The organism is Achromobacter sp. SLBN-14, from assembly GCF_006715415.1.
Lineage (GTDB): Bacteria > Pseudomonadota > Gammaproteobacteria > Burkholderiales > Burkholderiaceae_B > Achromobacter > Achromobacter mucicolens.
Genome location: NZ_VFNE01000001.1, coordinates 3,260,967 through 3,281,601, shown reverse-complemented (window position 1 = coordinate 3,281,601; position 20,635 = coordinate 3,260,967). Strand labels below are relative to the sequence as shown.

Genomic DNA, 20,635 nt, shown 5'->3' with positions numbered 1-20,635 from the left:
ATTGGGCCTTGCTAACGCTTGCAGAAATGACGTCGCCAAATCGGCAAACACATGTAATCTTTTTACGGACGCGGCAGGAGGTTCTTTAGCGCAGGCCGCGTAACGACGCGGCGCTCCACCATCACAAGGCCTCCATGAGAATCCTGGTCAATATCGATGTTCCTGATCTCGAACACGCCATCGGCTTTTATCAGGCCGCCTTCGGTTTGACGCTGAACCGCCGGCTGGGCGCGACGGGCGCCGAACTGCTGGGCGCCGACGCCCCCATCTACCTGCTCGAGAAAGCCGCGGGCACGCCGGCGGCCGGCGCAGTGCGCCAGCCGCGCGACTACGCGCGGCACTGGACGCCCGTGCATCTGGACGTGGTGGTGGACGACGTGGACAGCGCGGTCGCCCGCGCGGTGACCGCCGGCGCGCGCCTGGAGGATCCGCCCGCCACGCACGCCTGGGGCCGCATCGCGCATCTGGCGGACCCTTACGGCCACGGCATCTGCATCCTGCAATTCCTGGGGCGCGGCTACGACGAACTGGCCAGCGACGCGCAGGCCGGCGCCGCGCCGCTGCGCTTTACGCCCGCAACGCAGGCGGATTTCGAGGCGCTGCTGGCCTTGCGGATCGACGCCATGCGCGACAGCCTGGAGCGGCTGGGCCGCTTCGATCCGGACCGGGCCCGTGAGCGGCTGCGCGGCACCTTCCGCCCCGAGTGCACCTGGCACATCGAGGCTGACGGCGATCGCATCGGGTTTTATTGCCTGCGCCCGGACGGCGAAGGGTTGCGGCTGGATCATCTGTACGTGCATCCCTGTGCGCAAGGACGAGGCGTGGGCGGCCAGGTGCTGCGCCGGATCTTGCGGGACGCCGACCGCGACCGCCAGGCAGTGACCCTGAGCGCGTTGCGGGGCAGCGATTCAAACCGCTTCTATCGCCGGCACGGCTTCGTGCAGACCGGCGAAGGGGAATGGGACATCGAATACCTGCGGCCGCCGGCCGCAGGCTGAGGGATCAGGTGCGCGGCAGCGTGACGCCGCGCTGGCCCTGGTACTTGCCGCCACGATCGCGGTACGAGGTCTCGCAGACCTCGTCGCTTTCCAGGAACAGCATCTGCGCGCAGCCTTCGCCGGCGTAGATCTTGGCAGGCAGCGGCGTGGTGTTGGAGAACTCGAGCGTGACGTGGCCTTCCCATTCGGGTTCCAGCGGCGTCACGTTGACGATGATGCCGCAGCGCGCGTAGGTGCTCTTGCCCAGGCAGACCGTCAGGACGCTGCGCGGAATGCGGAAGTATTCCACCGTGCGCGCCAGCGCGAACGAGTTGGGCGGAATGATGCAGACGTCGCCCTTGAAATCCACAAACGAGCCTTCGTCGAAATTCTTGGGATCGACGATCGTGGAATTGATGTTGGTGAAGATCTTGAATTCGTCGGCGCAGCGCACGTCGTAGCCGTAGCTGCTGGTGCCGTAGCTGACGATGCGCCCGCCATTGGCCGTACGGACCTGACCCGGTTCGAAGGGTTCGATCATGCCGGCTTCGGCCTGGCGGCGGATCCAGCGGTCGCTCTTGATGCTCATGGTGGGTGTGGTGCTAGGGATTTGAATGGGCGTCATTTTATCCCGACCGCGCCGGCCGCCTTGATTTGAGGCGGGACAGGCTTGTCCCGCCTCAAGCTTGGGCGTCTGCTCAATTGCCGAACAGCGTGCGATAGACCAGCGAAATCCCGTTGACCGAGCCGCCCTTCAAATCCAGGGACAGACCACGCGCCAGCCGGTAACTTGCCCGGCCCACGGTGTCGCTGCCCGAGAGCGCCTGCTCGACGCTCAGCGTGATGCCATTGGCGAAGTTCTTGCTGGCCACCAGGAATTGCGTGGACAGGTCGCTGCCGATATCGCGGTTCACGTTGCCGGCCACCGTGCGGTCGGGCAGGATGCTGCCCGAGCTGCCCATGTTGCCGGTGCGCACGGCCACGTCGTCCAGGCCGAACTGCTTGTAGAACGGCTGCCCGCCGCCCAGGAGCGCCGTGCCGATCGACACGAGCAGGGCCGCGTCGCCGCCGCTTTCGTCCGGCCCCCGGCCCAGCAGCAGCCACGACAGCTTTTCGACGTCGCTGACTTCGGGATAGGACACCAGGTCGATGCGCGGCCGCTGGGCCGTGCCCACCACCCGCACGCCGGCCTCGACCAGTTCGCCCGTGCGCAGGGCCTCGATGTCCAGGATGGGATTGTCCAGCCGGCCCTGGAAGGTCAGCGTGCCGCGGCTCAGGCGCAGCCGCTGGCCATAGGCCTCGATGCCGCCGCCGCGCGTGCGCAACTGGCCCCAGCCCGTCAGCCGGCCCTCATTCAGGCGGATCTGGATGGAGCCGAGCAGACCGGCGTCCAGCCCCATGCCGGTGATGTAGAAGCGCGGCCCCATGTCGAACTTCAGGTCCATGCTGGTCTGCAGGGGCGTGGACACCTTGCCGGGTTCGTCGCCCGCGCGGATCACGCGCACGTCGTCGTCCAGCGTTGGCACGCCCTGCAGGATTTCCAGGCTGAACCAGCCGGCGTCTGCGCTCAGGTCGCCCACGATTTCCAGGCGCGGCATGGCCGCCCGGACGTCGACCGTGCCGGACACCATGGCGTAGCGGTCCGAGCGCTGCAATGCCGGGAAGCGGAACAGCGTCAGCCGGATTGCGCCGCCGCCGTCCATGATGCTCCAGTCGCCCTTGGCTTCCGCGTAACCGCCCTTCGCGCCCGGGTTCGTGGTGATCCATTCCTTGGTGCGCCATTCGGCCGGCATGACGCGCAGCGACGCCGGAAAGCGCAGGCTGTCCAGGATCAGCCGCTGGCCGTCCAGACGCGCGGACAGCGTGCCGTCGATCAGCCGCACGCCGTCGTCGATGCGGACCAGCCGCAGCTTGTCGCCCCGGATGGTGCCCGTCGCGCCCCATTGGCCCGCCAGCGTGCCCTGCACGTCGATGTTGGCCTTGAGCGTGCCGCCGACCTCCATGGCGTCGCCCACGAAGAGGCCCACCCAGGCGAGGTCAGCGATATCCGCGTTCAGCCGCGCCCGCAGCGGCTGGCGCGTATCGAGCGCCATGCCGCCTTGGGCGTCCACCAGCAATACCGCCGTGCCGGTGCCGTTGATCGAGCCCATCTTGTCCGTCGACAGATCCAGGCGGGCATCCAGCCGGCTGGCGTTGGCCGACGTGGGTGTGGCCGTCACGTCGACGACCAGCGTCTTCACTCCCAAGGGGATGGGCGGGTCGCCCGGAATCAGCAGATCGCCCGTACGGCGCGCGATCCGGGCGCGGCCCGCCAGGCGCCCGTCGAATTTCAGATCCCACAGCAGGTCGAGCGCAATGCGGCGCTGGCCGTCGGGCACCACCGCGTTCACGCGGCCGGCATTGCGGCCCAGCTTGGCCGCGGCTTCCGGGTCGAACGCGCCGATCACCTGGCGCGCCACGGTCGCGGTGATGACCAGATTGTCGGACTGCCCGGCGGTTTCCCAGCGCTTGCCGCCGCCGCGCGAACCCTGGTGCGCCACGGTGAGGCGCTCCTTGCCCGGCAGGACGAGGCTCAGCGCGGTCTGGCCCACCTGCCATTGCCACTGCGGCGCCACCGCCGCAGGCAGGAAGGACAACGTGACCGGCCGGTCCACGGAGACGGCGAACCCGGCGGTATCCGCGCCCAGCCGCGAGAACGTGCCGCGCCAGCCCACCAGCGCCGCATCCGGCTGGCCGGCAGGTCCCCTGCCCCAGCCGCCGTTGAAGGTCAGGTTGGCCTGCGCGCGCGATTGCCCGATGATGCCCGGCCGGGGCCGGGGCGGCGTGTAGCTGGCGGTGATCTCGCCGCGGTGCGCGGCCACCGTGCCGTCGATGCGGGCGCGCACCTCCGCGCCGCCCGGCACATCCGGCCAGAAGGCGTCTAGCTGCGGGGCCTGGGCGTCCAGCGTGATCGCGCCGTTTGCCGCGCCCAATTCGCCCGTCGCGCGCACGCGGTTGCGGCCCAGCCGCAAATCCACGTCCAGGTCGTGGATCCGCAGGCCGGCCAGCGGGTCTACCGACGGATCCGGCGCGGCGCTGCGGGCAGGCGCCGGCGGGGCGCCTGTTGCAGCGGCATTGGTCGCAGCAGCAGGTTGCGCAGCGTCGGCTGCCGCGGCACCGGCTGGCGCAGCACCGGCTGGCGCAGCGACGTCCACCTGCGCCTTCAGATTCCCGCTCAGCGCTTGCCGGTTCCAGCGGCTGCCTTCTTCAAACCGCAGACTGACGGCCGCATGGCGCAGCTCGCTCAGGTTTACGATATCGGCCTGTACATCGGCGCGTACGGTAAGCAGCGCCGGCGGAATGGCTGGGCCCGTCCACGGCGCAAGATCCAGCCGCTGCGCGTCCAGCGAGCCGACGATCCGGTTGCGCCCGGGCGCATCACCCGCCTGCAGGTCAAACTGCGCGGCCAGCGTGGACTTGTCCGGCAGCTGCGCGCGCGCCCGGGCACTGCGCAGCACCAGCGCCGTGCGCGGCGCCAGATCGGCCACCACATCCAGCACCAAATTCGAACCCGTGCCGTCCACCTTCGCCTGAATGCCGTCGAGCGATCCGGCGGCGTCGGCGCGCAGCACGACAAGGCACGTGGGCGCGGGCGGGCCCATCGCCGGCGCCGCGGGCTCGGTTTTGTCCTTGTTGCTCTTGTCGCCTTCCGCGGCGTCGGCAGGGGCCTTGGCCGCCGCTGCCGGCTTGACGGCAGTTGCGCCCTTCGCGCCCTTGCCCCCCGCATCCGCCGCACGCGCGCCTGCGCGCTTCGCGCCGTTCTGGGCTTTGGGCGCTTCCACCTTTTTCACCGGTTCGCCGGCCTTGGCGCCGGGCTGCGCCTGCCCGGCCACCGGCCCGAACACGCCGCTCAACCGGTCGGCCTGGCACAAGGGGGAATCGGGGCCCGCGCCGCGCGCCGTCACGTCCAGGCGCGCCGCGAACGGCCACGGGTCGGCCAGGTCCTGCAATTGCGCCTGGCCCGTCACATCGGCCTCGCCCACGTCGTGTCCGACCCGCAAGCTGGCAATACGCAACTGCGCGCCCTGCTGGCCCGCGGCGAACGTGGCGTTCAGGTCGTTCAGGGTGACGGGCAGCGGCTGGCCGTCCTGGGTGAACTGGAAATCGCCCAACGCCAGCCGGTCCACGGCGATGGTCACCGGCAGCTTGGGCAGGGTGAAGGGTTCGCCGTCGTCTTCGGCAGGCGGCGCCTCGGGCGAGGACACCATGTCCACGCGCACCGAACTGGCCGACAGATTGCGCACGTGCAGCAGCCGGTCGCCCAGGGCGCGCCAATGCACGGCCAGGTCCAGATCATGGATATCGATGTGCGTGCCGCCGGCCGTCAGCGTCAGCTGGCCCACGGTCACCCCGCGCAGGAGCGAGCCATTCACGTCCAGCGCCTGGCCGTCCAGCTGCTGCGCGGCCGTCGTCAGCAAGAGGCGCGTGCCGTTCTGCGAGGCCACGAGCCAGAAGATGAATCCGGCCGCCAGTGCGGCCAGCATGGCAAGCCCGGGCAGCCACCACACCAGCACATGGCGCAGGAATTTACGCACGAACTTCAAAACGCGATCCCCAACGAGAAATGCAGGCGCAGGTCGCGTTCGCGCTGGCCGTAGGCCACGTCCAGGAACAACGGGCCGGCCGGCGTGCGCACGCGCGCGCCGACGCCGTAGCCCACGGACATCTTCATGTCGCCGAACGATTCGGCGGCATCGCCCGCATCCACGAACACGCCCATGCCCCAGCGCTCGTCAAAATAGTGGTCGTATTCAATGCTGCCCACCAGCAGCGTGGGCGCGCCGACCACGGCGTTGTCGCGGTGCACGCCAATGCTCTGGTAACGGTAGCCGCGGATGGTGCGCGCCCCACCCGTCCGAAAGCCAAAGTCGTCCGGGACCTGCACGTCGCCGTTGGACCACACGCGGCCGACTTCGCCGCGGATCGTCAGCACGTCCAGCTTGCCGATCGGCCACCACTTCTGGCCGCGCAGCCGCAGGCGTGTGTAGGGCTCGCCCGTATCCAGCGTAATACCCACGCCGCCGCCCACGGCAATCAGGTTGCCTTCGCGCGGATCGTATTTGTTGTCCACGTCGCGCCGCAGCCACTCGGCCGTGGTGGTCACGGTGGGCAGCGTGTAGCTGTCGCCGCCGTCGATCTTGACGTGGTCCTGCGCCAGCAGCACGCCGTAGCGCGTTTCGTATTCGACCCGGCTGTCGCCCGCGCCCTTGCGCTCCTGCGTTCGCGTGGCGCCCAGCGCGTAGCGGGTCACCTCCAGCCCCTGGATGTCGGAGCGGTCCGCCAGGATCCCGAAGGAATCGCGGTAGCCGCGCTCGGACGGCGGCAGCAGGATATCCATGAAGGCGCGCTGGCGCAGCCGGTCCACGCCAAAACCGGTTTCCATCGTAACGGGCTGGCCGAATACGACGTTTTGGCGATACAGGGACTCCACCCGCACGCCGGCCTCGTCGTCCACGCCGATCGACGCGGAAAAGCGCTTGGGCGGCGCCTCGACCACGCGCACCTGCACGGGCAGCGTGATTTCGCCGTCCGAATCGAACTGCGCGGGCGGCGGGGGCAGGCCTCCCGACACCGTGGGATCGCCCGCCGGCGCGGCCGCGGCGGCGTCTTCGGCGCCCGGCCCGCGGGCGCGGTCAGAAACCGGGTCCGTGGGCTGATCGGTCTGGCTGGGCGGCTCCTGCAGCGAAACGAACGCGCCGCGGAAGAAGGCGGTCGATTGCAGGTCCTGCTGCCACTGATCGAGCCGGTTCTGGTCGAACGCGGCCCCCACGTTGTAGCGGACGTAGCGATCGATCAGCGTCTCGGGCACCCGCTTCAAGCCCTGCGTGTTGAGTTCACCCATGCGCACCTGCGGGCCGCTGTCGATGGTGACGTGCAGATGCGCGACCGCGTTGTCGGCGTCGATGTCGGCGCGCGAGGACGTCATGCGCGCCAGCAGGAAATCGCGCGTGGAAATCTCGTCCAGCAGCGTGGCCTTGGCGCGGTTCCAGTCGCTATTGATGAAGGGCTGCCCTTTGCGCAAGCTCCAGTCGTCGCGCAGCCGCTGCACGCGCTGCGCGTACTCGGGGCGCGTGATGCGGCCCGTGAACGCCAGGTTCACGGATTCGACGGTCGTGCGCTTGCCGGGCACGATGGCGATGTCCCAGGTTTCGCCGCCGATATCGGTGCCGGCCTCGAGCGTGACCTTGGGCGAAAAATAGCCCTGGGTGGCCAGCGCCGCCAGCGTCGCATCGCGCGCGCGCCGGCGCAGGCGGTTGATTTCACCGCCGTCCTGGTCTTCGGCCAGCCGCGCAATCGCATCGACCGCCTGGGTGATCGCCTGTAGCGCGGCCGGGGGCACGCCCCCCGGGTCCACAATGACTTCGGGGCGCTTGGCCAACGCCTCGCCCGCCAGCATGCACAGTCCTGCCAAAAAGGCGCGGGCAGCCCACCGCATGCTTCAGGTCGGTTGTTGGACGACGATGGAAGGAAACTTTCCGGCCATGTCGCGCGGAAGCGCCGCAACGCCCGCGGCCAGCTTTCGAGCGATCGCGCGGTACAGCGACGCGGCCTCGCTGCCGGCGTCGGACACCACCGTCGGCGTGCCGGCGTCGGTCTGCTCGCGAATCGCAAGCGTCAGCGGCAGGCTGCCCAGCCACGGCGTCTGATACTGCTCAGCCATGCGCTGGCCGCCGCCCTCACCGAAGATGTGCTCGGCGTGGCCGCACTGCGAGCAGATGTGAATGGCCATGTTCTCGACCACGCCCAGAATCGGCACTTCGACCTTCTGGAACATCTTCAGGCCCTTGCGCGCGTCCAGCAGCGCCACGTCCTGCGGCGTGGTGACGATGACCGCGCCCACGACCGGCACCTTCTGCGCCAGCGTCAGGGCCACGTCGCCCGTGCCGGGCGGCATGTCGACGATCAGGTAATCCAGATCGCGCCAGTTAGTCTGGCGCAGCAGTTGCTCCAGCGCCTGCGTGACCATCGGACCGCGCCAGATGGCGGGGGAATCGGCGTCGATCAGGAAACCGATGGAGTTGGCCTGCAGGCCGTGGCCGGTCAGGGGCTCCATGCTCTTGTTGTCCAGGCTTTCGGGACGCCCGGAGATGCCCAGCATCGTCGGCACGCTGGGGCCGTAGATATCGGCGTCCAACAGTCCGACCTTTGCGCCCTCGGCCGCCAGGGCCAGGGCCAGGTTGACGGCGGTGGTGCTCTTGCCCACGCCGCCCTTGCCGGAAGCGACCGCAATAATGTTGCGCACGTTGGGCAGCGGCTTCAGGCCCTTCTGCACCGCATGGGCGGCAACCTTCCAGGTGACGGTGACCTGCGCATCGGGCGCGCCGGCTTGCGCCAGCGCGCGCACGGCGATGTCGCGGACCTGTTCGCGGACGGCGTCGGCGGGATATCCCAGCTCGAGCGTCAACGCGACACGGCCGCCAGCCAATTGAATGTCACGATCTTTTACAGAAACGCCCAAATCCAAACCGGTATTCGGGTCTTGCGCGGCGCGCAGTGCGGCGCGGATGTTTTCTATCGTTATACTCATGTCACTATGGTTCCGTAGGCAGCGCGGCGTCTGCGGGCCGCCATCCCCTAAAGGATAGCGGATACACGGGAACCTTTCGCTGCGTTTTGCATCCGACATTCATGACCAACACACTTATCCGCTTCTTTCGTGCCGTCCTATTCGCCGCCCTGGCCTTGATCGGCATGGCGATGGCGCTGGTGTTCATGCTTTCCACGGCATTCGCCGTGGCGATCCTTTATGTGGTCGCCAAGGTGCGCGGCAAGCCCTTCGGCGTTCGCGCCTATTGGAGCCAGCGCCAAGGCGCCCGCCCTGGACCCTTCCAGTCCGCCACCGCTCCGTTTGCCACGCAACCGCGTGGCGACGTGATCGACGTCGAGGCCCGCGAAATCCGCTGACGGCGGTTTTCCACTGGCTTGCGCGTCACTGCGCGCAAGCTGGCCGTTTCGTGTTGCGCAAGGTCGCACCAGACGCCACGGCCACTTTTCCCTCAACCCGCCTGATTCGCATCGATGCGATGGGCGGGTTGTGTGCTTTCCGGGGCCGGCTTCGGGCAGGCCTGCGCGCTTGCCCTAAAATGGCCGCCAAATCCCTTTTCCCCTCAACCTCAGTCGACAACCATGTCTCGCACCCTCTTTGTCACCACTGCGCTGCCCTACGCCAACGGATCCTTCCACATCGGCCACATCATGGAGTACATCCAGGCCGATATCTGGGTTCGTTCGATGCGAATGGCGGGCCACACGGTGCACTTTGTGGGCGCTGACGACGCGCACGGCGCGCCGATCATGCTGAAGGCCGAAAAGGAAGGCATCACGCCGCAGGCGCTGGTTGCGCGCTACGCGGCCGAGCGCCCCCAGTATCTGAACGGCTTTCACATCCGCTTTGACCACTGGCACTCGACCGACTCGGCGGAAAACGTTGCGCTGTCGCAGGACATCTACCGCGCCCTGAAAGCCCAGGACCTGATCGAAACGCGCTCCATCGAGCAGTTCTACGATCCGGTCAAGGGCATGTTCCTGGCCGACCGCTACATCAAGGGCGAATGCCCCAAGTGCCACGCCAAAGACCAGTACGGCGACTCCTGCGAGGTCTGCGGCGCGGTTTACGCGCCCACCGACCTGATCAACCCGTACTCGGCGCTGACGGGCGCCACGCCCGTCCTGAAGTCGTCCGACCATTTCTTCTTCAAGCTGTCCGACCCGCGCTGCGTTGAATTCCTGCAGCAGTGGACCACGGGCGCGAACCGGCACGGCGGCAAGCATCTGCAGCCCGAAATGCTGGCGAAGACGCGCGAGTGGCTGGGTGGCGAAGACGGCGAGGCCAAGCTGGGCGACTGGGACATTTCCCGCGATGCGCCCTACTTCGGCATCGAAATCCCCGACGCGCCGGGCAAGTATTTCTACGTCTGGCTGGACGCGCCGGTGGGCTACCTGGCGTCGCTCAAGTCGTATTGCGCGGTCAAGGGCATGGACTTCGACGCCCTGCTCGACCCCAACGGCGACACCGAACAGGTTCACTTCATCGGCAAGGACATCGTGTACTTCCACGCGCTGTTCTGGCCCGCCATGCTGAAGTTCGCCGGCCGCAAGACGCCGGACGCCGTCAACGTGCACGGCTTCATCACCGTCAGCGGCGAAAAGATGTCCAAGAGCCGCGGCACCGGCATTTCGCCGCTGCGCTACCTGGAACTCGGCATGAATGCCGAATGGATGCGTTACTACATCGCCGCCAAGCTGAACGCGCGCGTCGAAGACGTGGACTTCAATCCCGAGGACTTCATCGCGCGGGTGAACAGCGACCTGGTCGGCAAGTACGTCAACATCGCCAGCCGCGCCGCCAGCTTCATCACCAAGCACTTTGACGGCGTGCTGGGTTATTCGGGCGACACGGCCGCGCTGTCCGCCGAATACGCCGAACAGGCCGAGTCGATCCGCGCCGCATTCGAGGCCCGCGAATACAACCGCGCCATCCGCGAAATCATGGCCTACGCCGACCGCATCAACCAGGCGTTCGACACGGCGCAGCCGTGGGTGCTGGCCAAGGGTCTGGCCACGGCCGAAGACGCGCAGAAGGCCGCGCTGCAGGACATCTGCTCGCGCTCGCTGGCCGGCTTCAAGGCCCTGTCGGTGATGCTGGCCCCCGTGCTGCCCCAGCTCGCCGAACGCGTCGCCCTGGAATTGTTTGGCGCGCAGGCGCCGTTCACGTGGGCCGATGCCGCGGTGCTGCCGCAGCGCGTCGCGCCGTTCAAGCATCTGATGCAGCGTGTCGAGCCGCAGATGCTGGAAGACCTGTTCGAGCCGCCCGCCGCGCCCGTCGTGGTGCCCGGCGGCGCGCCGGTGGCCGAGACCATCTCCATCGACGACTTCGCGCGCGTCGACCTGCGCATCGCGCAGATCGTCAATTGCGAACACGTCGAAGGCTCGACCAAGCTGTTGCGTCTGACGCTGGACGTGGGCGAAGGCCGCCACCGCAACGTGTTCTCGGGCATCAAGTCGGCCTACAAGCCCGAAGACCTGATTGGCAAGCTGACCGTCATGGTCGCCAACCTGGCCCCGCGCAAGATGAAGTTCGGCGTGTCCGAAGGCATGGTGCTGGCTGCCAGCCATGCGGATGAAGCCGTGGACGCCGGCATTTACGTGCTGGAACCGTTCCCCGGCGCCAAGCCCGGCATGCGCGTGCGCTAAGCGGCGCCCCCCCATGCAAAGAGCCCGCAAACGCGGGCTCTTTTTCGTTGCAGCGCCGGATCGGATCAGGCGTTGCTGGGCGCCAGCGCCGGATCCAGCGAGATGCGCTCGTCGAAAACGAAGCACTTGCCTTCGTAGCCGGGCCCGCCCGTTTCCTCGAAATACTTGAGAATGCCGCCGTCGAGCTGATAGACGTTTTCGATGCCGGCCTCGTTCATGAAGATGGCGGCCTTTTCGCAGCGGATGCCGCCCGTGCAGAAACTGACGACGGTCTTGCCTTCGAGCTGGGCGCGGTTCGCCTGCACCGCCGCAGGAAACTGCGTGAAGCGGTCGATGCGCCAGTCGATGGCGTTCTTGAACGTGCCCTCGTCCACCTCGAAGGCGTTGCGCGTGTCCAGCATGACCACGGGACGGCCCTCGTCGTCCACGCCTGCCGCCAGCCAGCGCGCCAGCGTGTGGGCGTCGACACCGGGCGCGCGGCCCGCCGCCGGACGGATGGCGGGATGGTTCATGCGGATGATCTCGCGCTTGATCTTGACCAGCAGCTTGCGGAACGGGACTTCGGTGCTGTGGCTGAACTTGACCTCCAGGTCCGCGAAGCGCGGATCGGCACGCAGACCCCGCAAAAAGGCGTCGATGCCGTTGGCCGCCCCCGCGAGGAACAGGTTGATGCCTTCCTCGGCCAGCAGGATCGTTCCCTTGAGCCCGGCGGCGGCGGCCTCGGCGAGCAAGCGTGCGCGAAGGTCGGGCAGGTTATCCAGCGAAACGAATTTGTAAGCGGCGATATTGACGACGGCAGTCATGGCAAAGCAGTGAAGATGGGCGATGAAGCCCGTAATAGTAATCGCTGGGCGGCGCACGCCTTCCCGGCCGCTGCCCCGGCCGCAGCACTCAAGGGCTGACGACCTGCTGCTCCACGACGGCGTCCAGCACCCAGCGCAGCGGGGACGCCCCCATCGGCGGATTCGGATCCTCGATTTCCACCACCCGCAGGCGATACCGCACCCCGGGCTGGAAGTTGAAACCGGTGATCTCGCCGTGCCAGACCTGCCAGGGTTGCGATACGCTGTCGCGGACCTGATAGCACAGGGCGCGGCCAGCGCCGGTCTGGCAAGGCACGCGCTCGGCGTTCACATAGACCAGTTTGGCGGCGCCCAGCTGGCCACCCGCGACCGGATCCACGCGCCGTCCGAAATCCAGCGTGTCGCCGGTGCTGAGCTTCCACGTCATGCGCTGCGGGTTATTGGTGTTGTCGAACGACGTGGCGGTGATGCGAGTGAGCGCCGCCAGATACGCGTGCTCGATCTGCATGACGTTTGGGGCGCAGACCATCCGGGTGGATACGGGATCGGCGCGCACGATCAACAGTCCGTTGGCAATGGTGTAGGGAGCGTTGTAGGTATTGCAGCCGGCAAAACCCATGAGGCGCGGCGAGCCCTGGTCATGGATGAACGCGGCCGTGATGGGGCGTTGCGATGCCGAAGGATGCGGCACGGGGCGCAGCGCGCCCCCGGGCAGCGTCCAGCGCGCCAGCTCCCAGTTCGTCTGCACCAGAACGTCGGATGCCGAGGCCGGCTGGAACCGTGGATCCTGGCCATCGGCCGCGCGCATCGGCGGCGACGAGCACGCCACGAGACTCGCGCACAGCAGGCCGGGCGCCAGGCGGCGCAGAAAAGTTGGGTTGCGCATGCAGGTTCTCGAATCGCGCCTGGGCGTCGGGTCAGGGTGTCGGCGGATCCTGGCGGCGCTCGAACTCCAGCACGTCGCCGCCACGCAGATTGAATGTCAGGTGGCGCGGCGCGCCACCGCTATCCAGCGTGAACGTGTCGATGGCACGCAGCGCGCGCAGGTAATCGGCTTCCAGCTTCGCGCGCTCGGCGGGCACGCACGCCATGCGCGTGGAGGCAGGCGCGTCGATGACGAGCTTGTTGCGCTCGAGCTTGTACGTGCCGGTGTAACGGTTGCAGCCGGAGAATCCGTTGACCTGGTATTGCTTGCCCTGCGCGAGAAAGGTCAGGCGAATGGGTTCGCCGTTGTCGCCGTGCGGAATATCGCGCAGCGCGCCGCCGGGCTGCGCCCAACGGACCAGTTCCCAACTCGTCTGCGCCAGCGAATCCTTGCTGGTCGCGGCGCTGGCGGCTGCGGCGCCTTCAGGGCGCGCACCGCCGGTGCCGGCGCAACCGGCCAACGCCGCGGTAAGCAGCGCGAGGCAGAGCAATCTGCCGTGCGGGGACAGGAGGGTGGGCATGGACGGGACTCCAATGGTTCGTACCGTCGTACTGTAACCGGCCTCGCCCAGAGACGCGATTTTCTCCGTCCGACAGCGGTATCCAAAAGATGCACGATTGAGCCGGAGGTTCTAACGCTGATGATCTCCGGTTCTGCATCGAATGCCGCATGGCGGGGGGTCAGGCCGACGCGCAGAATCGATGACAGTTGATGACTCCGGCCTAAAAAGTAATACAGGGAAAGAGGAGCGGAGCCCGCGACGACCGCATGCGCAGTGTCCGGCCCATCGGGCCTGAGAACAATATCCAACGGGGAGATGCGCGATGGGCTTTTTGAGAACCTTACTGGCACTGTCAGTGGTGCTGGACCATCTGGGTGGCGGCTACGCCGACCAGTTGGTCGGCGGCAGGCTTGCCGTGCAGCTCTTCTATGTCATCTCCGGCTTCCTGATCTCGTACGTGCTGACGGCCACGGACCACTACCAGGGCGCCACCGGCAAATTCTACGCAAACCGCTTCCTGCGGCTTTTCCCCATCTACCTGTCGGTGGCGGCGTTGACGCTCACGGCCCACATCGTGAGCGGCGGCTCGTTCTTCCGCATCTACGAAGCCCTGCCCTTCAGCGCCGAAGTCTTCCTGTTCCTGTCGAACCTTTTCATCTTCGGGCAGGACTGGCTGATGTTCTTCGGCATCCGCGACTCGGCCCTGGCCTTCACGGGCAGCTTCGCGAATAGCGACGTGCCGCTGTACAAGGGCCTGCTGGTGCCGCAGGCCTGGACGCTGGGCGTCGAAATGAGCTTCTACCTGGTGGCGCCGTTCATCCTGCGTTCGCCGCGCAAGCTGCTGGCGTTGCTGGCGGCATCGCTCGCCCTGCGCGCCATCCTGATCTGGACCGGGGTCGGGCGTTCCGATCCCTGGACCTACCGGTTCTTCCCCACGGAGCTGGCGCTGTTCCTGATCGGCTCGCTGTCGCACCAGGTGGTGTTGCCGCGAATGAAGGCGTGGACACAGCGCGTCAAGCGCCTGCCCGAGCTGGGCACGGGCATCCTGTTCCTCTACGTCGTGGCGCATTTCTCGATCGGGATCAATCCGACCGTGCGCGATGGCCTGGCTGTCCTGCTGTTTGCCGCGTTGCTGCCGCTGGCGTTCCTGTTCCAGTCGCGCCACCGGCTGGACAAGGCAATCGGCGAGTTGAGCTATCCGCTCTACATCTGTCACATGCTGGTGATCATGGCGTTCAGCTGGCTGATGCACGACGTGCAGGAACACCAGCCCATGCTGTTTGCGGCCATGTCGATCACGGGTTGCATCGGATTCTCGGCCGTCTTGAACTACCTGATCGCGGATCCGGTGGAGCGCCTGCGCAGCCGTCTACGTACCGATCCGGCGGGCGGCACCGCGCCCGCGGACGCCTCGCGGCGCCCGCAAGCGCCCGCGCAGCCAATAGGGACTATTCACCGCGTGCCTTGATGTAGGCGCTGAGCACCAGCTCGATCTGCCGCTTTTCCTGTTGGCTGAGGCGGGCGTAGGCCGAATACGAGATCGTCTCGAAGGGCCAGGCGGCGGGGTTGGGGGTCTCGGCGGCGGAGCCGGCTGCAGTGTGTCCGTGCGGTGCGTCCACCATGGGGCCTTCGCCGGTACTCAGCCACAAGGGATTGACGCGCAGCGCGCGCGTCAGCTTGATGAGCGCATCGCTGGAAGGCTGCTGGCGCTGCCCGCTTTCGTAGTTGCCGATGGCGCTTTGCGACAGGTTGCTTGCGACCGCCAAGTCTTTTTGAGTCCATCCCTGAAGCATTCTTGCGTTGCGCAGACGATGGCTAAACGTGTCCAATCGATCAACCCGAGACATTAATTGTTTGGTTTTATTTGATTAAAGCATTTCAGTTCCGCGGCCAAATAAACGGATTAGGCCCCTATTTCCGGGCTAATCCATAAATCGCCGTGAGGCCCCCCTGGCCCCGCGTACAAGCTGCTGCGTACGCGCCCCTTCCGATGCAAGCCGCCCTTAAAAAATTCATATATTTCATCGGCTTGCAATACTTCACCAGTCATCGCGCCGGCCCCACGAGCCGGCCTGCGACAAGCGCAGTGAGCAAAAAAGACGCATGAGTTTATGAGCGCGGCCGCTGGCGGAAGAGAAAATAATGTATCGGTAATACATAATACTTTTCTGATGCAAATTGGGGATCAAACGCCGTTTCAATGGCTGCAGGCGAATTTCTCCCCGGACGGACTGTTACTGTCCGAAACCATAGAAACGTATCTTCACAAAAAAACACGCCCGTGTTTAAATGAAACACAGGCGTGCCTCCCATGAGGACTCGCGCCCACAACGGCCGGCAACGGCATGGCATGAGCCAGGCGTCCGGCATTTTCCTGGCGCCCACGGCCTGCCCGCGCCGCCTCATTGGAAGCATCAATGAACAACACGCTGGATGTCATTTTTCTTGGCAGCGACGACGCCAGGCATGCCAGACTGGTCGAGTCCCTGTCCCATCTGGGATTCAACGTCCGCCGCTGCGCCGATCTGGTGGACGTCTACGACAGATTTTCCCGCCGGCCCAGCCCGCTGGTGGTCCTGGAAGCGCCGCTTCCCGATGTGCACAACGCCGCCGTGCGCCTGCGCGCGATCGACCGCAGCCTGGGCATCGTGGCCATCGCTCCATTCCTCGACGCCGAAAGCCGCATCCGCACGCTGCTGTGCGGGGCGGACGCGTGTCTGCCGCCGCATGTCACGGGCCTGGAACTCGCAGCCGTCCTGCAGGCGCTGGTGCGTCGCGCGGTCGGGCTGGATGGCCTGGAGACCGGCGCGGATCCGCACACGGCCGAGGAATCGGCCCAGGAAGGCTGGCGGCTGGCGAACAAGGGGTGGACACTCATCAGTCCCAAGGGCAGGACGCTGGGGCTGACGACGGGCGAACGCGACTTCCTGTCCAGACTGGTCAACGCGCCGGACCGCAAGGTCAGCCGCGACGCATTTCTTGCCGATGGGGCAGACGAAGCCGACAGCGGCATCACGCGCCGGCGCTTTGTGGATGTGATGATCAGCCGATTGCGGCGCAAGGCCGCGGCCAACCAGATGACGCTGCCGATCCGCGCGGTGCACGGATGGGGCTACATGTTTGCGGCCGACATCACGCTGGATCTGGAATACCGGGTCACGGCGCCGACCCCGCGCGCCGACGGGCGAGACGCCTGGCGCAGCGAAGAAGCGGACGCGAACGCGTCCGTGTAACCGAAGCAGCGGACGCGCCACGCGTGGCTGCAAGGGTGGCCCGGCGCGAATCGCCGGGCGAAAAAAACGCGGCGCTGCCCCCGAAGGGTAAGACGCCGCGCTAAAACAACACGTGAACCCGGAGTCATCGGCCGGCACCGATGCCTTCTACCTGGATCACGCGATTCCAACATTCGTGCCTCATACTACTCACGCACGGTCCAACCGTGGCCCGCGCCGGGTCTCTAGTCCCTGCACTGGCTGCAACGTGATCAACGCGTGGCAATTCGTCCACCCTGACTGCTGGTAGGCTTTACTGCCATATCGGCGGTGTTCCTTCCGGATAGCCGCCTGATGAGGAAAGTTTATGACCTCGGAAGCGTTTGCAGTAATTCTTTGTTGATAGTCTTCCATACCATATTGATATAGGAAGCTTGTGCCCTCGATGCCCCTGCCCCAGCCTCCCCTGCGCCATCGGCTCCGTAAGATACTGGCGTTCTTCCCGCCGAACTGGTGCCTCGCCTTCCTGGTGGCGCTGGACGGATACGCCTTCATGCACCCGGTGCTGCGCGAAGTCCGCGCACGCGAATATTCGTTCTGGCTTGCGCTGGACAACTGGCACGAGATCATGCGCGTGGTCGGGTTGCTGGAGATTCCGCGCCTGGTGCTTGGCGTGGGCCTGCAGGTGATTGCGCTGGGTCTGATCCTGAAAGCGCGCATTGCGTGGGCGTTCTCGCTGGTGCTGCTGATCGGCATCGGCACGTTCGCCATCCTGGGCGATGGCGGCCGCGCGGGACTGGGCATCTATACCTTGGTGCTGGTGATCGCGCTGGTGGCCTACTGGCGCCGTTTCGACCGCGCCAGCGTGACGGCCGGGTCGCTCTTCGCCCTGGTGAGCGTGCTGTCGCTGATGATCTACGCCGTGTTCGGCACGCTATACCTGGGCAACGAATTCAATCCGCCCATCCTGGATGCCGGCACCGCGCTCTACTTTTCGATCGTCTCGATGTCCACGGTGGGCTATGGCGACATCACGCCGCACAGCGGCACGGCGCGGCTGTTCACCGCGTCGATTATCATCCTCGGCATCACCGTCTTCGCAACCTCCGTCAGCGCGATCGCCGGCCCGGTGATCGGCGGCAACCTGAAACGGCTCGTCAAAGGCAGGTTTTCCTCGGCCATGAGAAAGAACCACATCATCATCGCCGGCGCCACGCCCCTCGCGTTGAGCGTCTACCAGGGCCTGCGCAGCCGCAACGAAGAAGTCACCGTCATCGTCCCGACCGGCGTGGCGCACGACTACCCGGCCGCCACCGACCTGATCGAAGGCGACCCCTCGAGCGTGGACGTGCTGCACGTAGCGGGCGTGGCGCGGGCGCGCTATGTGCTGGCGCTGCGCGACGACGACGCCGAGAATGCGTTCATCGTGCTGGCCGCCAAGGAAGCAACCGGCGCGGACGGCGCCAAGACCGTGGCGCTGGTCAACACCAGCAAGCACCTCGAAAAGATCCGCCGGGTGCAGCCCGACCTGGTGTTTTCGGTGCAACTGCTGGGCGCGGAAATGCTGACCCGCGCGATCAACGGCGAGCCCATGGACAGCCAGGCCATCACCGACCTGTTCTTCGCCAAGCCATCAACCGACGCCAAGCCCGCTTGACCGCAGCTGCGGCTCGCCCAACGGCGCGTGCCGCGCATACCACGCCACGAATTGATCCGACGGCATGGGCCGCGCAAACAGGTAACCCTGGATGAACGCCACGCCGCGGCCGCTGAGATAGCGGAACTGCAGGTCGGTTTCGACGCCCTCGGCCAGCACCGCCAGACCCAGCCGGTGCGCGAGTGTGATGATGACGTCCAGCACCGGCGCGTCTTCGCCCGTGGGTTCGATGGCATGCACGAACCCCTTGTCGATCTTCAGGTAGTCCACCGGAAACCGCTGCAGATACGACAGCGAACAATGGCCGGTGCCGAAATCGTCGATGGCCACGCGCACGCCCTGCGCGCGCAACGCTTCGATATTGCGCCGGGCCTGCCCGTCGTCGGTGACCAGACTGCGTTCTGTGATCTCCAGCACCAGGGTCGGTTCACGCTGGGCGATGTTGGCCGCAAAGCGCTCGATGTCGCCGGTGAATTCGGGGCAGGACAAATGCGCGGCGGCAATGTTGACGCCCACATGAAAGCCGGGCGGCGTGTCCCAGTCGCGCATGTCCCGCTCAATCAGCGCGAACAGATGGCGCGTCAGCGGGACGATCATGCCATTGGTTTCGGCGGCGGCGATGAAGACGTCGGGCCGCACGGCGCCCACGCCCGGCCGGTCCCAGCGCAACAAGGCCTCGACCCCGCTGCACTGGCCCACCGCATGGCCGAAAACGGGCTGGTAATGCACGCGGAATTCATCAGCGACAATGGCGCGGCGCAGTTGCTCCTTGAAGGACTGGCGGTTGACCTGCTGGCGAAACGCCGCCACGGCCAGGCCGAGGCCGAGCAGCGCCGCGGCGGGCAGGTAGGTCATCAGCAGTTGCTGCCACGCCTGCACGACCGCTTCGGCCGGCGCGCTGACACTGAGGGTGACGGGTGCGCGGCCGTCGGGGTTCGTCGTCTCGGTGTAGATCACTTCGCGGGGCGCGCCCGCTGCCCCCTTGAGATCATTGTGGATGGGCACGCCGCCCTCTCCCACTTGCACGTCGATCTGGTAATCGCGCAGATTGGATAGCGCGTTCAGCAGATCCTGCACGTACCTGCCGTCGACCACCACGACCGCGCTGTGGCCTTCGACCCCGGGCCGGCCCAACAGAACGGCGGGACGTTCCGGCGCCAGCGGAGTTCCGGACACCGTGATGAGCCAGCGGTCCGGGGATCCGCCCACCGACCATCTGCGAAATTCCGACACCGCGTAATCGACCTTGCCGACCGCCGACGAGCAATACATGCGCTCGCCGCGGACCAGCACCAGGGACCGGACATATGGGTTCAGCGAACCCCAGCGTTGCAGATCGGGCAGTGCCTCGTCGCAGGACAGGGCGGTCAGCGGCGCCACGCGGTCCAGAAGTTCCCAGGACTGCGTCAGGATGAGTTGCGTCTGGACTTGAACGATGCGCGCGGCCGACTCGGCGTCATGGCGCTGTTCCTTCTGGGCATGCCACCAGGTCCAGGCCACGCAGACGATCACTGGCAGCACCAGCGCCAGGGCCACGGGCAGATAACGCCACGACGGTACGCGTTCCATCAGGCCTGGTGTCGGCAAGGGGTCTCCGCGGCAGTAAAGGGGCCATTAGTGCGGGTGCATCGATGCGATGGGACACCATGCGCGGCGCGGCGTCAAGAACTGCGTGCAGCCCGCCGCTGCCGGGCCGCCGGGGCCAACAGTTCGACGATCATCGCCACATGGGCCTCGCGGCGCGCCGCGAGGCCGAGCTCGTCGTCCGGCCCCAGCAGCGCGGCCATGACCACGGTGTGCACCACCGGCGCCAGCAGCAGCCAGGGTTCGCGCAGCGCAACGCTGTCGCGGCACAGCCCCCGCCGGCGGGCCAGCGCCAGCAGACGGCCCAGGTCGGCAAGATGCGCCTCGGCGGTTTCGTGGCGCCAGCGCGCCGCCAGATGCGGCACCCTGCCGCTTTCGGCTAGCAGCAGCCGCAGCGTGCTGATCATGGCGGGATTGGCGAGGCTTTCATGCAGATGATCAGCAATGCGCTCGGCCAATGCCTGCACCGAGGTGGCGCTGTCGACGATGGCCGGGATATCGAGGGGCGCGGGCGCGAGGTGGCGTTCGAGCAGCGCCTCGAAGATGGCTTCCTTGCTTGCGAAATGCGCGTACAGCCCGCCCTTGGACACGCCGGCGCGCAACGCGATGTCGTCCATGCGCGTGCCCGAGTAGCCCGCCCGCGAGAATTCCCGCAGCGCGGCGTCCAGGATCTGGCCGATCCGTACCGGCGGCGGCAGGCGAGTGCGCGGCCTGTCCATGTCTGATTGCTCCAGGGTCACGA

General features: G+C 66.7%; 16 protein-coding genes. 6 read left to right on the top strand and 10 right to left on the bottom strand.

Annotation, left to right across the window (positions count from 1 at the left end; translation table 11 throughout):
• The first annotated feature begins 134 nt into the window (after window positions 1–134).
• Window positions 135–998, top strand: a complete 864-nt coding sequence (locus tag FBY20_RS15010) for a GNAT family N-acetyltransferase (RefSeq protein ID WP_142053135.1) — start codon at window positions 135–137, stop codon at window positions 996–998.
• A gap of 4 nt (window positions 999–1,002) precedes the next feature.
• On the opposite strand, the gene dcd is transcribed toward FBY20_RS15010, so the two are convergent.
• The 4 genes from dcd to apbC all read right to left on the bottom strand — a co-directional run bounded on the left by dcd (window position 1,003) and on the right by apbC (window position 8,544).
• Window positions 1,003–1,566 carry a dCTP deaminase gene (gene dcd, locus FBY20_RS15005; RefSeq protein ID WP_008166733.1) on the bottom strand — a complete coding sequence of 188 codons (564 nt, stop codon included), beginning with the start codon at window positions 1,564–1,566 and terminating at the stop codon, window positions 1,003–1,005.
• Between the two features lie 109 nt (window positions 1,567–1,675).
• Window positions 1,676–5,560 carry a translocation/assembly module TamB domain-containing protein gene (locus tag FBY20_RS15000; protein WP_142053133.1) on the bottom strand — a complete coding sequence of 1,295 codons (3,885 nt, stop codon included), beginning with the start codon at window positions 5,558–5,560 and terminating at the stop codon, window positions 1,676–1,678.
• Window positions 5,557–7,452, bottom strand: coding sequence for an autotransporter assembly complex family protein (locus tag FBY20_RS14995; protein WP_142053131.1), 1,896 nt, complete (start codon window positions 7,450–7,452; stop codon window positions 5,557–5,559). Before FBY20_RS14995 ends, FBY20_RS15000 begins: the two co-directional genes overlap by 4 nt.
• Window positions 7,453–7,455: 3 nt before the next feature.
• Window positions 7,456–8,544 carry an iron-sulfur cluster carrier protein ApbC gene (gene apbC, locus FBY20_RS14990; RefSeq protein WP_142053129.1) on the bottom strand — a complete coding sequence of 363 codons (1,089 nt, stop codon included), beginning with the start codon at window positions 8,542–8,544 and terminating at the stop codon, window positions 7,456–7,458.
• Between the two features lie 101 nt (window positions 8,545–8,645).
• Here apbC and FBY20_RS14985 point away from each other — a divergent pair, with 101 nt between their 5' ends.
• Window positions 8,646–8,921: a hypothetical protein gene (locus FBY20_RS14985; protein ID WP_056325207.1), complete on the top strand. Its 276-nt coding sequence runs from the start codon at window positions 8,646–8,648 to the stop codon at window positions 8,919–8,921.
• A gap of 132 nt (window positions 8,922–9,053) precedes the next feature.
• A complete protein-coding gene (gene metG / locus FBY20_RS14980; RefSeq protein WP_255452362.1) occupies window positions 9,054–11,210 on the top strand; it encodes a methionine--tRNA ligase in 2,157 nt (718 codons plus the stop codon).
• Window positions 11,211–11,275: 65 nt separating this feature from the next.
• Here metG and FBY20_RS14975 read toward each other — a convergent pair whose 3' ends face one another.
• The 3 genes from FBY20_RS14975 to FBY20_RS14965 form a co-directional block, all read right to left on the bottom strand.
• Window positions 11,276–12,013 carry a sulfurtransferase gene (locus FBY20_RS14975; RefSeq protein ID WP_056325201.1) on the bottom strand — a complete coding sequence of 246 codons (738 nt, stop codon included), beginning with the start codon at window positions 12,011–12,013 and terminating at the stop codon, window positions 11,276–11,278.
• Window positions 12,014–12,101: 88 nt separating this feature from the next.
• The gene (locus FBY20_RS14970) at window positions 12,102–12,899 is read right to left on the bottom strand and encodes an META and DUF4377 domain-containing protein (protein WP_142053125.1); all 798 of its coding nucleotides are present in this window, start codon (window positions 12,897–12,899) and stop codon (window positions 12,102–12,104) included.
• A gap of 31 nt (window positions 12,900–12,930) precedes the next feature.
• Window positions 12,931–13,458 (bottom strand): META domain-containing protein, encoded by a 528-nt coding sequence (locus FBY20_RS14965; RefSeq protein WP_142053123.1) that lies wholly within the window; start codon window positions 13,456–13,458, stop codon window positions 12,931–12,933.
• A gap of 304 nt (window positions 13,459–13,762) precedes the next feature.
• On the opposite strand from FBY20_RS14965, the gene FBY20_RS14960 reads away from it, so the two are divergent.
• On the top strand, window positions 13,763–14,908 hold the full coding sequence (locus tag FBY20_RS14960) for an acyltransferase (protein WP_056325194.1): 1,146 nt from the start codon (window positions 13,763–13,765) through the stop codon (window positions 14,906–14,908).
• Here FBY20_RS14960 and FBY20_RS14955 read toward each other — a convergent pair.
• Window positions 14,889–15,287, bottom strand: a complete 399-nt coding sequence (locus FBY20_RS14955) for a helix-turn-helix domain-containing protein (RefSeq protein ID WP_142053121.1) — start codon at window positions 15,285–15,287, stop codon at window positions 14,889–14,891. The two genes, FBY20_RS14960 and FBY20_RS14955, sit on opposite strands and share 20 nt — an antisense overlap.
• 570 nt (window positions 15,288–15,857) lie before the next feature.
• Here FBY20_RS14955 and FBY20_RS14950 point away from each other — a divergent pair.
• Window positions 15,858–16,673 (top strand): response regulator transcription factor, encoded by an 816-nt coding sequence (locus FBY20_RS14950; RefSeq protein WP_142053119.1) that lies wholly within the window; start codon window positions 15,858–15,860, stop codon window positions 16,671–16,673.
• Window positions 16,674–17,097: 424 nt separating this feature from the next.
• Window positions 17,098–18,309 (top strand): voltage-gated potassium channel protein, encoded by a 1,212-nt coding sequence (gene kch / locus FBY20_RS14945; RefSeq protein WP_056325187.1) that lies wholly within the window; start codon window positions 17,098–17,100, stop codon window positions 18,307–18,309.
• Here the strand turns inward: kch and FBY20_RS14940 are convergent.
• Window positions 18,286–19,896 carry an EAL domain-containing protein gene (locus FBY20_RS14940; RefSeq protein ID WP_370458340.1) on the bottom strand — a complete coding sequence of 537 codons (1,611 nt, stop codon included), beginning with the start codon at window positions 19,894–19,896 and terminating at the stop codon, window positions 18,286–18,288. The two genes, kch and FBY20_RS14940, sit on opposite strands and share 24 nt — an antisense overlap.
• A gap of 74 nt (window positions 19,897–19,970) precedes the next feature.
• Window positions 19,971–20,612 carry a TetR/AcrR family transcriptional regulator gene (locus tag FBY20_RS14935; RefSeq protein WP_142053117.1) on the bottom strand — a complete coding sequence of 214 codons (642 nt, stop codon included), beginning with the start codon at window positions 20,610–20,612 and terminating at the stop codon, window positions 19,971–19,973.
• Window positions 20,613–20,635: the final 23 nt, after the last annotated feature.